The 12,908-nt window shown below is 53.1% G+C and carries 12 protein-coding genes; 4 read left to right on the top strand and 8 right to left on the bottom strand.

Annotated elements, in window-relative coordinates; all coding sequences use genetic code 11:
- Positions 1-29: 29 nt before the first annotated feature.
- Positions 30-1,565 (bottom strand): hypothetical protein, encoded by a 1,536-nt coding sequence (locus P1X16_RS15095; RefSeq protein ID WP_277230592.1) that lies wholly within the window; start codon positions 1,563-1,565, stop codon positions 30-32.
- A 62-nt stretch (positions 1,566-1,627) separates the two neighbouring features.
- The gene (locus P1X16_RS15090; RefSeq protein ID WP_277230589.1) at positions 1,628-3,013 is read right to left on the bottom strand and encodes a hypothetical protein; all 1,386 of its coding nucleotides are present in this window, start codon (positions 3,011-3,013) and stop codon (positions 1,628-1,630) included.
- Between the two features lie 201 nt (positions 3,014-3,214).
- Between P1X16_RS15090 and proS the strand changes: the two genes are divergently transcribed.
- Positions 3,215-4,690: a proline--tRNA ligase gene (gene proS, locus P1X16_RS15085; protein WP_277230586.1), complete on the top strand. Its 1,476-nt coding sequence runs from the start codon at positions 3,215-3,217 to the stop codon at positions 4,688-4,690.
- An 80-nt stretch (positions 4,691-4,770) separates the two neighbouring features.
- Here the strand turns inward: proS and P1X16_RS15080 are convergent, their stop codons facing one another.
- Positions 4,771-5,016 carry a hypothetical protein gene (locus P1X16_RS15080; RefSeq protein ID WP_277230584.1) on the bottom strand — a complete coding sequence of 82 codons (246 nt, stop codon included), beginning with the start codon at positions 5,014-5,016 and terminating at the stop codon, positions 4,771-4,773.
- A 200-nt stretch (positions 5,017-5,216) separates the two neighbouring features.
- Here P1X16_RS15080 and P1X16_RS15075 point away from each other — a divergent pair, with 200 nt between their 5' ends.
- Both P1X16_RS15075 and floA read left to right on the top strand, forming a co-directional pair.
- Positions 5,217-5,720: an NfeD family protein gene (locus tag P1X16_RS15075; protein WP_277230582.1), complete on the top strand. Its 504-nt coding sequence runs from the start codon at positions 5,217-5,219 to the stop codon at positions 5,718-5,720.
- A 131-nt stretch (positions 5,721-5,851) separates the two neighbouring features.
- Entirely contained in the window at positions 5,852-6,853 is a 1,002-nt protein-coding gene (floA, locus tag P1X16_RS15070; protein WP_277230578.1) for a flotillin-like protein FloA, read from the top strand.
- Positions 6,854-7,016: 163 nt separating this feature from the next.
- Here the strand turns inward: floA and P1X16_RS15065 are convergent, their stop codons facing one another.
- A complete protein-coding gene (locus P1X16_RS15065; protein WP_277230575.1) occupies positions 7,017-9,059 on the bottom strand; it encodes an OmpA family protein in 2,043 nt (680 codons plus the stop codon).
- Between the two features lie 442 nt (positions 9,060-9,501).
- Here P1X16_RS15065 and P1X16_RS15060 point away from each other — a divergent pair, with 442 nt between their 5' ends.
- Complete coding sequence (locus tag P1X16_RS15060) at positions 9,502-9,708, top strand: hypothetical protein (protein ID WP_277230572.1); 207 nt, start codon at positions 9,502-9,504, stop codon at positions 9,706-9,708.
- Between the two features lie 222 nt (positions 9,709-9,930).
- Here P1X16_RS15060 and P1X16_RS15055 read toward each other — a convergent pair whose 3' ends face one another.
- The 4 genes from P1X16_RS15055 to P1X16_RS15040 all read right to left on the bottom strand — a co-directional run bounded on the left by P1X16_RS15055 (position 9,931) and on the right by P1X16_RS15040 (position 12,903).
- Positions 9,931-10,332: a response regulator gene (locus tag P1X16_RS15055; RefSeq protein ID WP_277230569.1), complete on the bottom strand. Its 402-nt coding sequence runs from the start codon at positions 10,330-10,332 to the stop codon at positions 9,931-9,933.
- A gap of 202 nt (positions 10,333-10,534) precedes the next feature.
- Positions 10,535-12,241, bottom strand: a complete 1,707-nt coding sequence (locus P1X16_RS15050) for an ATP-binding protein (RefSeq protein ID WP_277230566.1) — start codon at positions 12,239-12,241, stop codon at positions 10,535-10,537.
- Positions 12,234-12,569: a circadian clock KaiB family protein gene (locus P1X16_RS15045; protein WP_277230563.1), complete on the bottom strand. Its 336-nt coding sequence runs from the start codon at positions 12,567-12,569 to the stop codon at positions 12,234-12,236. The genes P1X16_RS15050 and P1X16_RS15045 overlap by 8 nt, the downstream gene beginning before the upstream one ends.
- A 1-nt stretch (position 12,570) precedes the next feature.
- Positions 12,571-12,903: a circadian clock KaiB family protein gene (locus P1X16_RS15040; protein ID WP_277230561.1), complete on the bottom strand. Its 333-nt coding sequence runs from the start codon at positions 12,901-12,903 to the stop codon at positions 12,571-12,573.
- Positions 12,904-12,908 lie beyond the last annotated feature (5 nt).

The raw sequence follows: 12,908 nt of genomic DNA, 5'->3' as shown, positions 1-12,908 counted from the left end.
CTTATGGAGGCAGTTATTGTCCCAAACTATTAGAACAGGAAGCCAGCCGTGATAGTGGTAGTGAAACGGTTAGCATCAACTACAACTTCGGGAGTATCCGCTAGGTTCGGCATAACATAGGGGTTGTAATAGCGCTTGGTTGTGTTATAAACTCCAGCTAGGTCCAAGAAGAAATTCTTCTGCCGTAAGCCTACTCCGCCGGTGTAGTAGTTCTGCGAACGGTCGCGGGTACTTGCTTTGTAAGGGTCACCGTAGCGCGCAAAGCCTGCTCGGAAACGGAATATATCGTAACGCAGTTCACCTCCTACCCGCAGGTTCACTGCCGATTGATACAAGTCCCTGACATCGTCGTTATCGGAGCTAAAGTCATAGACATTGTTTGCACCTTGGTCGCTGGTGTTGTCGTTGTTCAAGCGCGCTTGGCTATAATTCACGTACTCGACGTCGCCACTCAGAAAGCCATGCTTACCGATAACTACGGCAGCACCCCCTGATGCTCGGAAAGGAGAAGTCAACCTGTAGTCGAAGGCACCAGGGTCGGTAGCGGCATTACCAGAGGAATAGGTTTTGCCTTCTACTGTGATGGGGGTATCGTAAACCACATTCAAAGAAGAGGAATACGTTTCCGACAAGCTATGCAAGGTTGGTGTTTGCACCGAAGCCCCTACCCGCACAGCATCGTTGACCCGGTAAATAGCGCCGATTCGAGCATTGATTCCGCTTCCCCGAGTTTCCAATGCTTCGCGGTAAGTGAGGCTACCAAAGCTAGAGCCTCGTACGCTGGCATCAACCGGCGACGGATCAGTTGCCGTTAGTGTGCTTGTTGAGTTGAAGCGGGTACTTACAACACCAATAGCTCCTCCGATATAAAGCCGGTCGCGGTAGCTAGCACCGTACCCAATATCAAATTGAGTTTGAGAACCGGTAGTCAATACGGTTTCCTCCTGATTGAGCGCTCCATCCAGAGACCGGCCAAAATCAGTGCCTGGTACGTAACGTCCTTCTTGATCTTCATCGGTCAGAAACGCCTCATAAGCCAAGTCGTCAAAATCTGTAGACTGTCCCGCAGTTATTCCCCGATCGTAGTAGTTCAGAATATTGCTGCCGGCACCTGATGGCCCACCCGCAAAAGAACCCCGATATCGGAAGCTCTGATTGAAATCATTGATACGGTTCAGTCCTAAAGCGAGTGTACCACCTCTCCAAGGGTTACTATCACTGTCGGGGCGGCGGTTAGCGAAAGCAACGCCAAAGTTGGCGACGTGCACACTATTGCGACCATCAGAAGTAGTGGTACCAAACACTTGGCTATTGGCGTTTCCAATGCCAACTCCAGGCGTAAAGCTGACCTCGGAGCGTTGGAAAAGACCTAGGCCAGCAGGGTTCGTAACGAGGTTGCCTAAATCAGAACCGACGGCCACGTTAGCACCTCCGACTCCCAAAGAGCGAGCAGTACCAGAGGGTTGAGTTTGTGAAAAACGTAGTGCGTCCGTTGCGTATTGGGCAAAGCTGTGGCTAGCCGGGCTCAATAGAGCCACGGCAAGCCAATATTTCAAGTTTTTCATTTGAGGGAAGAGAAGGGGGCCGCTGTGGACCCATCACAAATCAGGTTCCGAACAAGGACTTATTAGTCGCGCCCACGGCCACGGCCACCACCGCCGCCGCCACTGTTACCGCCACCGCTATTGCTTCCGCCGCCACTCGAAGGGAATGACGAAGAACTGCGCGATGGTTCGGAGTAAGAACGCTGAGGCGCCTCATACGTGCGGGTAGGCTGCTGATAGGTTTGTTGAGGAGCCTCATACGTCCGCTGACGACGAACTGGCTGCTCAGCAGTCTGGCCACCACTGCTCTGGTTGGTATTCAGTTCGCTGAATCGAGTCCGGCGTGGCTGCGAGTACTGTGGCTGCGTGGACTGCTGGATAGAGCCGTCGTTCACGTTGCCAATAGCTTCGGTTGCCCGACGACGCCCCCGGCTCTCGTACGAAGGCTGCGCAATAGTGCCTCCGTTGTTGATCTGCTCGTTGGTATTTACGCTCTGATTGTATCTGCCAGCACGACCAGTGACTTGCGGATCCGTCGTAGTGCCAGCCGAACGCCCACCAGTAGTTACTTCCGATGGCACACCGCCTAGAGTACCAGCGTCAGCTGAGCGCGAACGGCCCCGACCTGATGGTTGAACCGTACCCCCGTTGTCTGGAACACCGCCCATAGAACTACGTCCGCCTGTAGGGGCAGCGACACCACCTTCGCTAATTGCGCGGCTGCGCGAGCCAGTAACATTGCCGGTTCCTACGCTAGTGCGGCCAGCGGTGCCTGCTTCTGCGCTACGACCATTGCGGGCCCCATAGCGCACATTACGCGACGAGCCTACACCAGTACCATAGTAGTTGTTAACGTTATAGTAGTTGTTGTACCCGCCGTAGCCACCGTAGCCATACCCATAACCGCCGCCATATCCATACCCGTAATAGTTGTCGAAGAGGCTGTAGCCACGGCCGTAGCGCCAGGGGTTGTAGCCCCAGCCCCATGGCCTGCCGAAGCCAATATTAATATTGACGTAGCTGCCAAGTCCACCATACCCATAACCATAGGGGCTATAGAAGGGGTCGTAAAAAGCACTGCCGTAGTAGGGTGAGCCGCCGTACCAGAAGGGGTCAGCGTACACGAAGTCGTTGTAGCCGTAGCCGAAGCCGCGGTAGTAAGGCTGGTGGAAACGACGGATGCGCGAGGAATACGCATAGTCGTCATCGTAGTATTCTGTCGACTCGGTTACAGTAGAACTTTGCCTACCGTCGGCGGCATAGTCCGGATTAGAAATTTCGTCGCCCGACTCGGCTTCTGTAGCAGGCGCGGTGTTAGCCACCGACGCCGTAGCATTTTGCGTAGTACGATCCTGAGACGAATAATAAACGCCATCGTTCTCCGTAGTGGAGAGGGCGCTAGTACCAGCACATCCACCCAACGTAAGCAGGGCCAAGGCGGGCAATAAAGATGGGAGGAGATTTTTCATGGCTGCTTGCTTGAATAGGAAGGCGGGCGAAGGAAAGAGCAAGTGAAGCGACGAAAGGTTGTTTGGGGTAGCAAACATTCCATCAGGTCAGGCTTCAGTTTATTTATTAACGTAATTTGGCAGCGAAACGGTGCCGTTTTGGATATGACAAATTTTAGGCCAAATCGGAACTTTTCTACTTGACCAAAGATACCCTAAAACATGAGCAAAGGTTTGCCCAAACGGAGTGAAGATTACTCGCTGTGGTACAATGAGTTGGTAAAGCGTGCAGGCCTTGCCGAAAACTCCGCAGTGCGAGGCTGCATGGTCATCAAACCCTATGGCTACGCCATCTGGGAAAAGATGCAGCGCACCCTCGACGATATGTTTAAGCGCACCGGCCATCAGAACGCATATTTTCCGCTTTTTGTCCCCAAAAGCTTATTTGAAGCGGAAGAGAAAAACGCCGAAGGATTTGCCAAAGAATGCGCCGTCGTAACGCACTACCGCCTCCAAACCGACCCCGACAATCCGGGTAAGCTGCGCGTCGACCCCAATGCCCGCCTAGAGGAAGAACTGATTGTGCGCCCTACCTCGGAAGCCATCATTTGGAGCACCTACAAAAACTGGATTCAAAGCTACCGCGACCTGCCGCTGCTCATCAATCAGTGGGCCAACGTGGTGCGCTGGGAAATGCGCACCCGCCTGTTCTTGCGTACCGCCGAGTTTTTGTGGCAGGAAGGCCATACAGCCCATGCCACCGCTGAGGAAGCCGTAGCCGAAACCCGCCAGATGCTGGAGGTGTATGCTCAGTTTGCCGAGGAGTGGATGGCGCTGCCCGTAGTAAAGGGGGTAAAAACCGAAAACGAACGATTTGCTGGCGCCTTGGACACCTACTGCATTGAAGGCTTGATGCAAGACGGCAAGGCCCTCCAGGCAGGCACTTCTCACTTCCTAGGACAGAACTTTGCTAAGGCATTTGATGTGCAGTTCACTAACAAGGAAGGCGCATTAGAGCACGTGTGGGGCACGAGCTGGGGCGTAAGTACCCGCCTGATGGGCGCCTTGGTTATGGCCCATTCCGATGACGAAGGTTTGGTGCTCCCGCCCAAGTTGGCTCCTATTCAGGTGGTGATTGTGCCCATCTATAAAACGGGCCAGCTTGATGAACTGCTCGAGCGCATTCGGCCCATGCAAATGGGCTTGATTGACCGTGGCATATCGGTGAAGGTAGATGACCGGGATACCGAACGCCCTGGCTTTAAATTCGCGGAGTGGGAATTGAAAGGTGTGCCGGTGCGCCTCGCCGTGGGCATGCGCGACTTAGAGAACGGTACGGTAGAGGTAGCTCGCCGCGACACCAAGGAAAAAATGAATATGCCGCTGGCCGACATCGTGAACAATGTGGCCTCGTTGCTCGATGATATTCAAACGAGCATCTACCAAAAGGCCTTGAAGTTCCGCGAAACGCATACCCACCGCGTCGATACATACGAGGAATTCAAGCAGGCTCTAGAAGGAGAAGGCGGCTTTGTGGTAGCGCATTGGGATGGCACCTCCGAAACCGAGGAACGCATCAAAGAGGAAACCAAAGCTACTATTCGTTGCGTGGCTCTCGCCGAACCCGACGAAGACGGGGTAGACATGCTAACGGGCAAACCTTCGAAGCGCCGCGTACACTTTGCACGCGCCTACTAAGCTTCTGCTGCTTGCAACTGTATCAGAAAGCCCCGCTACACCGTTTGTAGCGGGGCTTTCTACTGGTAGCTAGCCCAACACTATTGTGCAGCGGTTATGGCCGTAGCTAGCTCTTCATCCGATAAGTTGTCGAACCAGTCTTTCCCTAACTCAAGGCGCACCGTTTGGGCTCCTCCACTAGGTGTGCATACGACTGGCACGCCACCAGCATCTGTTTCGCTGAGTTTGGTGGCTTCTGCGGCCACACTACTATCTACTCCAGCATAGGCTTGCACGCAGGTCCAGGTGGTATTGTGTTGGTCGGTTACTTCGCGTTGGTTCATCATAGGCTTCCCTACGCACCGCGAGAGCGAAAGTCAGCAAGGCTGCTAGAATATTTCTCTCAGCAATAGCGACCCGCTTCGGTTCTTGCCATCCATTGTTGCCTGTGGCATAAGTCGTGAAGGCCAAAGCGTTTTGCCTCTGCTTACCAATACGTTCTGCGCAATCTTTCTGCGTATCTTTTCACCTCCAACCACTTACTGCTATGGAACTGCTTATGTGGACCCGCTTGCCATTGCCTATGGACTGGCTTACTATTGCCTTGCTGCTGCTGTTCGGCCTGCTGTTTCTGGTGGCTGAGGTTATCTTTATTCCGGGCACTACAGTGGTCGGCCTGATCGGTTTTGCACTGCTAGCGGCCGGTGTTTGGTTCGGCTACAGAGACTTAGGTTCGGACACCGGCCATATCCTGCTTATATCCTCGTTGGCTGCCACGGGTGTGCTCGTATACATTGGCTTGCGACCGAGAAACATAAGCCGCGTTGCCCTCAACGATGTTAACAATTCTCATGTGCGAGATGTGCGGCTACCAGATGTACTACCCGGAACCGTTGGTCGAGCGCTGTCGGCGTTGCGGCCAGCAGGCACGGTATTGTTTGAAGATAACCGGCGGGAGGTAACCACCCGCGGCGAATTTGTACCAGCAGGAACAGAGGTTCGTGTGCTGCGCATCGAGCAAAATCGAATTGTGGTGGAAAGTGTAGCATAAGCTTTAGCTTAGCCTCACTACACTTCAGCTGTAACGTCATAAAGGGTTTACCCCACTTAGGGAGCATACTCCAAAGCTTGCCAAACATCTTTCTTGCTCGGAACTAGCTGAGCAAGGCTACTCTATACCAGATGAACTTTCCCATTTTCCCGCTCATCATTGGGGCCATCGTTCTGTTGGTTTTCCTCTACTTCTTCCCCATCAGCCTCTGGATTACGGCGCTGTTTTCGGGGGTGAACGTAAGCTTATTTCAGCTGGCGTTCATGCGGGTTCGGAAAGTGCCGCCCTCCCTCATTGTCAATTCCATGATAACGAGCACCAAGGCGGGCTTGGCGCTGACGGCCAATGAACTAGAAACGCACTACCTGGCCGGCGGCAATGTACCTAGTGTTATAAAAGCGTTGATTTCAGCTGACAAAGCCAACATTCCGCTGACTTTCAAACAAGCCACGGCTATTGATTTGGCCGGGCGCGACGTATTCGAGGCCGTCACGACGAGCGTTAATCCTAAGGTGATAAATACGCCCAACGTGGCCGCTGTGGCGCAGGATGGCATCCAGCTCATTGCCAAAGCGCGCGTAACGGTGCGCGCCAACATCACGCAACTGGTAGGCGGCGCTGGCGAAGAAACCATCTTGGCCAGGGTAGGCGAAGGCATTGTGACCAGCATTGGCTCGTCGAAGTCGCACAAGGAGGTACTCGAAAACCCCGACAAGATTTCGAAGCTCGTACTCAGCAAAGGCCTTGATGCTGGCACTGCCTTCGAAATCCTCTCTATTGACATTGCCGATATCGACATCGGAGAAAACATTGGGGCCAAGCTCCAAATAGACCAAGCCACCGCCGACTTGAAGGTGGCCGAAGCGAAAGCCGAAGAACGCCGCGCCATGGCTGTGGCCATAGAGCAAGAGAACCGCGCCAAAACGCAGGATGCCAAAGCCCGTGTAGTAGAGGCCGAAGCTGAGATTCCGAAGGCCATGGCCGAAGCTTTCCGTTCCGGCAACCTCGGCATCATGGACTACTACAAGATGCGCAACATCCAGTCCGATACCGACATGCGCGACTCTATTGCCAACCCCGGCAACCAGAGTGGCAGCAGCAAGCCCGGCCGCGACGAGACGCGGCTGTCGTAACGTAGCTCAAGTTGCTAGCAGCACGACCCATTACAAAAACCAACACGAGGTAGCGCCGCAAAGCGGTATACAAGGCCGATTTATATTCGTCTCCAATAAGAAAAAGCCTCCTGAGCAATGCACAGGAGGCTTTTTCTTTTGAATTGCAACACCGAGGGGTGCCTTACTTCTTGGTAATTCGGAACTCAACGCGTCGGTTAAGCTTGCGGGTTTCCTCTTGCTCGTTGCTGGCAATTGGCTTGGTATCGCCGAAGCCTTCGGTTGTGATACGGCTGCTAGAAATGCCCTTTGAAACAAGATACTTCTTTACCTCATTTACACGGTCCTGGCTTAGCTTAAGATTGAGGGCCGGGTCGCCTTGGTTGTCGGTGTGGCCTTCAATCTTGATTTCGACAGTGGTATATTCCTTTAGCGTACGGATCAAGCGCTGCAGCTCCGGGTAAGAGTTCTCGCGCAGATAGTACTTGCTCTGAGAGAAGAAAATATTGTTCAGCTTGATGGTCTGGCCCACAGCAAAGGGCACCAGATACAAATCCTGCTTCACCTCGGAGTAGTTCTGGCGGTCCGTCACGTCGAGGTTGTCGGATTCGGCAAGGTAGTTCGGCGATTCGGCGCGGTAACCGTAGTGCACTCCCGAAGGCAGCACAATGGTATAGGAGCCATCGACGGGGCTAGTTTCGGCCACGCCTATTTCCTCGCCCGTAAGCAGGTTTTCGTAGCGAATAGTAGCAGTTACGGGCTTTTTGGTTGCCGCGTCAAGCACCTGCCCCCGCACCAGCGTTACCACCTCGGGCTTGAACTGAGGCGTCAGGTTGATGCGGAAGATGTCCTTGGAATTGCCGGTTCCGTTGCGCGCCGACACCAGGTAAGCCTCCTCCCCTGCTGCCGACACCACATAGTAAGCATCGAAGTCTGGTGAGTTTACGCTGGGGCCCAGGTTGCGAGGCTTGGTCCAATTGGTCCAGCTGTCGTCAAGGCGCTTGGAGTAGAAGATGTCACTCTTGCCGTAGCCGCCGTGGCCTTCCGACGCAAAATAAAGCGTCTTGCCATCGGCCGCCAGAAAAGGAGCAAACTCCGGTTTTTTGGTATTGATGCTGGCTCCAAGGTTGATGGGGCGGCCCCAGGTTTTGCCGTCGGGCTTACGGAGCGTCACGTAGATATCTTGCTCGCCTTGGCCATCCTTGCGTTGCACGGCCATGAGCAACACTTTGCCAGAAGTACCCAGGAAATAATCTACGTTTTCGGGGTCGTCGTTATAGAAGTCGTCGATTAATATCTTCTGTGGCTTGCTCCAGCCCGTTTTGGTTCGTCTAGACAAACTCAACCCTTTGGGGTCCAAAGAGCCATCCTCGTTGTAGACATTGATGAGCACGGCCGAATTTCCATCCGACGACACCGAAGCCAGACCGTTGGGGCCAGGGGTATTGATGGGGGCACCAATGTTTTTGGCTGGGTTCCAGGAATTGTTTTTGGAGTTAACCTGCGTCGAGTACCACACGTCCTGCACGTCGTTGGCGCCGCCTACGTTTTGCGGGCTTTCCTGCCGGGCAAAGAACAGTGTGCGACCATCGGGCGAAATTACGGGGTGCGTATCAACGTACTTGGAGTTAACGTTGGGGCCCAGGTTCACCATGGCCGAATCAAACTTCACGCTTTCGGCTTCTCCCTTAAACTCCTTTTTCACCATGGTTTCCGCCACGTCGGCAATGCCGATGGCGTCGATTTGGTTTACCCCATTCACGGCCTTGGTGTTCATGGTCACCACCACCCCGATAGTACGATAAGTACCCGGCGAAAATGTGATTTGCAAAGAACGGAACTGCTCCGGAATCGGGCCGGGGCTTTCGTTTTGGTAGACCTCGTGCTTCATGCCTCGGGTATCAACCAACTCGATTTTGGATACCGACCCCGGATTGAAGTTTTCCACTACCGTGACCTGCTTGGCAACAAGCGACTTACCGAAGCGCACCTCAATGAATTCGTTGTTACTTTCCTTTCTCGGAATCCAAGCTTCGTTGCTGACCTGACCTAATGGCTGCGCATTGGGCTCGCCCAATACTTTCTCTGGTGAGAAGTCTTCTTTCCCTTCTGCTTTCTGCGATGATACGGCTACCACTTTGCCCGCCCAAACAGCGTGCTGTGCCTGTACGCCCCCAGAAACTCCTCCTATTATCCCCACCAACAGCAATACATTCTTTATTCTCATAAGCTGACTGGCAAAACAATAGCCCGTGTCCACGTCTAGATCCTGAAGATAATTGGAGCTAAAAAGACGTTGGAGAGAGCCGCGAAGTTTCTATTATAAATTTAAGCGAGGACAAAGGTAGTGATAGAGGATGCTACACCATGTAAATTTTGACTAATATCCGATTCTACTCGACGGTTGCTGTACTAAGGGGGCTGAAGTAACTTGCTTGTCTTCACCTGATAGATATCTTCTGCACCGCACTGGCATTGATTTGCTATGCTAAGTTGGCAATTGTACCTTATGAAGGTAAACTCCACTGATGTAAGTGCACCTGCTGAAGCAGCAAAAGGGAGCAGACCATCTCGCGCTCTGCAAGTCTGTACCATGCTCGGCATCTCCCTAATTTTATACGTTTGCCGCCAGTAGCGTACGGGCGCAGCACCTTACGGATATTGGTAGTATGCAGCTGCTGGCGCACACCGCTATTACCCCTTTCGGCTTGCTATTACGGCTCTCGTTTCAGCTGGCTGGGTCGGGTGGGCGTAAGCAGCCGAACAACGCGCTTGGCTACCTGCCTCTATCCAACCAGCAACTCCGCTACCCGCTCCAGAGCAAGTATATAGTAGATGTAAGCAATACACGAGCGGAGCAGGTAACTTGGCTATAGCGCCTTTCGGGAAAGTCTCGCTTTGCTGCGACACTTATTGGTGTTGCCAGGCTAGGGTTTTCATTGCTAGCAGCTAAGCCCCGAAGCCGATACGCTTCCCAACTTAGGCTACCGCCAGCGCGAATAGACACTCGCCAAGAACTGCAGTTTGGTGGCAGGTAAGTGTAAGCGGTGCAATTATTCGAGTATTAGGAGTGTAGCTGTGCCTACGCTCCTAATTGTTTAGTTGCTAGGCAGCTGTGAATTGAAATGAGTGCGCATAATACCATCTACCTTCTCCTTGGTCAGAGGCTTATTGAGGAGGCCGGCAATAGGAAGCTTTTCCAGACGACTAACATCCTGCGGGTGCAAGGAGGTGGTTAGCATCACGATAATTATAGCTTGCTTCTGAAGCCGCGGCAATTGGTCGAAAGCTTCTAGAAACTCGAAGCCGTTCATGACGGGCATCTTGACATCCAGCAAGACCAATATGGGTTGCTCTTCGCTTGCATTTTCGCTGTGGAGCTGCAACTGTTGCAAGGCTTCCGCACCGTTGAGCGCTACTACTAGCTTATCCGTCACGTTTAGGCGCTTCAGGAGCAGTTGATTTAAATAGTTGGTCGTCTGGTCGTCGTCGACTAACAAGACACAGCTAAGTTTCGGCATGAGTGGATTTTCTCTATAAAATGATTCGCCTCGTTGCTAGTAGGGGCTATATGGGTGCTCTTGAATTCTTTGGCCAGAGCAGCGCAACCTCGAGAACAGCAAATCTCAGAGCTCCGCTTTTTAACTATTATGCTTCGTTCGCCTTCGTATCAACTGGTTTCCACTTCTTCTTGTTGCTCGTTTACCTTCGTAAGTAGACTTTGAATGTGGAGCCCACATCCACTTGGCTTTCTACCTCAATCCGGCCCCCGGCGTTTTCCACTATCTTCTTGACGATATAAAGCCCCATGCCGCTGCCCTCTACATGGTCGTGCAGCCGCTCGAACATGGCAAATAGCTTCTCTTTGTTGGTTAGCCGCATACCAAGGCCGTTGTCTTGTACTTGCAGGATGGCATACTCGCCGTCTGGCCGACACTGAATCCGCACGTTCGGCACCCGCTCCGGCGAGCGGTACTTTACCGCGTTGCTGAGCAAGTTGTAGATAATGCTGCGCAGGTTTTTTTCTGTAAAAGACAGCACAGGCAATTCTCGCACATCCACATGAAAATCAGCACCGGCATCGTTGATTTGTGGCAGCAAATCCAGGCGAACTTCCTCTATAAGTCGGTCTAGATTAACAGAATCCGCAGGTAAGCCGCTTTCCTTCTGTAGCTTGGTAATGGTTGTTAGGTGCTCAATGGTGCGCTTGAACCGATCCACCGATTCTTGCATCATATTCATGATGGGGCGCACCTCTTGCCCTTTGTCCGGCAGCTCCTGCAGCAACGCTTGCAGGAGCCCTTCGATATTTGTGATAGGCGCCTTCAAATCATGAGAGGCGGTATAGATGAAGTTGTCTAGGTCGGCGTTGGCGCGGGTGAGCTGCGTATTGTTTTCCTGCAACTGCCGCTGAGCCAAGTCGATACGTTCCAGATCCATCTTGTGCTGATGGATATCGGTACATGTACCAATCCACTCGATAATTTGGCCTTGCGGGTTAAGAGAAGGCAATGCTCGACTAAGCATCCAGCGGTAGGCACCATCACTGCCTCGCAGACGAAACTCTGCTTCAAACACTTCCCCGGTGCGTAAGCAGTGCTGCCAACGTTCATCGGCTATTACAGCATCGTGGGGGTGCTGGTATGGTTTCCACTGGTATTGCTCGGTATGGCTAGCTGCTTGCCCCGTGTAGTCAAACCAACGGCGGTTGAAATAAGTGGTTATTCCATCTGTATTAGCCGTCCAGGCAATCTGAGGAATACCTTCCAACATTCGGTTGGCCTCAGCCGCCGATTGCTCGACTATCAAGCGGGCGGCCTCTTGTAGCTTCAGCTCCTTGTTCTTACGGTCGATTACCGCATTCTGCTCGGTAACAAGCGCCTGAATAATTCGGATTTCTCGCTCCGCAGAAAGGTCGGTCAAGATAACGGCTACCACCGAGGCCTCGTTGAAAGTCAACACTTTCAACGACAACGAAAGGGGACGTAATGCGCCATCTTTGATTTGCAACGGCAGTTCGCCCTTACCATGACCCGTCCAGCTCTGTGCCAGCAGCGCACTCCAATAGGCTTGAAAGCTTGCCGGCACGAAGTTCGCAAACGAAGCTCCCATCACTTCTTCTAACCCGCGTTGCAGCCAACCCGCTAAGCAGGCATTACAGTACAAGATGGTACCGTCGTGGTTAAGCAGCATGGCTCCCTCATTCATCTGCTCGATGAGGGTGCGGTAGCCTTCGTCGGCGCCTTGCAGCGTGAAAATACGCGGACCGTCAGGGCTTTGAATAGCCAAGGCGTCGACAGCGCCCGTACGCACGGCATAGATAAGATCTTCGGCTTCTTGCAGCCGATGACGCAGGTCCTCGTTTTCACGAGCCAGGTCCAGCGAAGAAGACGAAGTAGAATCAGCCATTGGTAGGGTCAGGGTCGCTAGGCGGAAGCGGGGGCAGCCCCAAGGCCGTTAGTACCCGCGCCCGGTCCGACAGGTCGCCGACCAACCGCCGGACAAGGCCAGGACGTTTTTTTATGAGGGTTGGAATACCAATAAGCTGTTCTCCCTGTGCCAACTCGGGCTGCTGGTAGATGTCTACAATCAGCAGTTCGTGCCGGCCTTTCAGGTATAACTCGCAAATTTCTTTGATGTTGCGAACGGCTCGCGTTGAGTTGGGTGTAGCACCGGTAATGTAGAGATGCAGCACGTATTCAGCCCCACTTTCCGGTGGCTTTTCATTTTCCTCCATACTAATGCGCAACCTTGTCTCCCGCAGGCCTTATGTCAAGCCCTACCAGCACCCGTTCTTCGTTCGAGAGGTCACCAATAATTTTGCGAATAGGCACGGGGACTTTCCGCACCAGTGTTGGGATGGCCAAAATCTGGTCGCCTTCGGCCAACTGTGGGTTTACGAGCAAGTCGATTACCTCTAGTTGATAGCGACCTTGCAAGTGTTGTGCGCAGTACTTTTTCAGGTTGGCTATGGCCGCTACCGATTTCGCGGTTTGGCCGGCTACGTACAGGCGCAGTTGCCAATACTCTTCGTTTTGACCTTGCTCGGGGGTGGCTGATTCAGTATCCATAAGAA

The sequence above is a fragment of the Hymenobacter sp. YC55 genome (assembly GCF_029433095.1).
Taxonomy (GTDB): domain Bacteria; phylum Bacteroidota; class Bacteroidia; order Cytophagales; family Hymenobacteraceae; genus Hymenobacter.
Note: the sequence above shows the minus strand (reverse complement) of the source record. Positions and strands in the feature narration are given on the sequence as shown.

Excerpts from the sequence above, each read along its gene's own strand:
- P1X16_RS15095 (WP_277230592.1), bottom strand. The coding sequence starts at position 1,565 with ATGAAAAACTTGAAATATTGGCTTGCCGTGGCTCTATTGAGCCCGGCT.
- P1X16_RS15090 (WP_277230589.1), bottom strand. The coding sequence starts at position 3,013 with ATGAAAAATCTCCTCCCATCTTTATTGCCCGCCTTGGCCCTGCTTACG.
- proS (WP_277230586.1), top strand. The coding sequence starts at position 3,215 with ATGAGCAAAGGTTTGCCCAAACGGAGTGAAGATTACTCGCTGTGGTAC.
- P1X16_RS15080 (WP_277230584.1), bottom strand. The coding sequence starts at position 5,016 with ATGATGAACCAACGCGAAGTAACCGACCAACACAATACCACCTGGACC.
- P1X16_RS15075 (WP_277230582.1), top strand. The coding sequence starts at position 5,217 with ATGGAACTGCTTATGTGGACCCGCTTGCCATTGCCTATGGACTGGCTT.
- floA (WP_277230578.1), top strand. The coding sequence starts at position 5,852 with ATGAACTTTCCCATTTTCCCGCTCATCATTGGGGCCATCGTTCTGTTG.
- P1X16_RS15065 (WP_277230575.1), bottom strand. The coding sequence starts at position 9,059 with ATGAGAATAAAGAATGTATTGCTGTTGGTGGGGATAATAGGAGGAGTT.
- P1X16_RS15060 (WP_277230572.1), top strand. The coding sequence starts at position 9,502 with ATGCAGCTGCTGGCGCACACCGCTATTACCCCTTTCGGCTTGCTATTA.
- P1X16_RS15050 (WP_277230566.1), bottom strand. The coding sequence starts at position 12,241 with ATGGCTGATTCTACTTCGTCTTCTTCGCTGGACCTGGCTCGTGAAAAC.
- P1X16_RS15045 (WP_277230563.1), bottom strand. The coding sequence starts at position 12,569 with ATGGAGGAAAATGAAAAGCCACCGGAAAGTGGGGCTGAATACGTGCTG.
- P1X16_RS15040 (WP_277230561.1), bottom strand. The coding sequence starts at position 12,903 with ATGGATACTGAATCAGCCACCCCCGAGCAAGGTCAAAACGAAGAGTAT.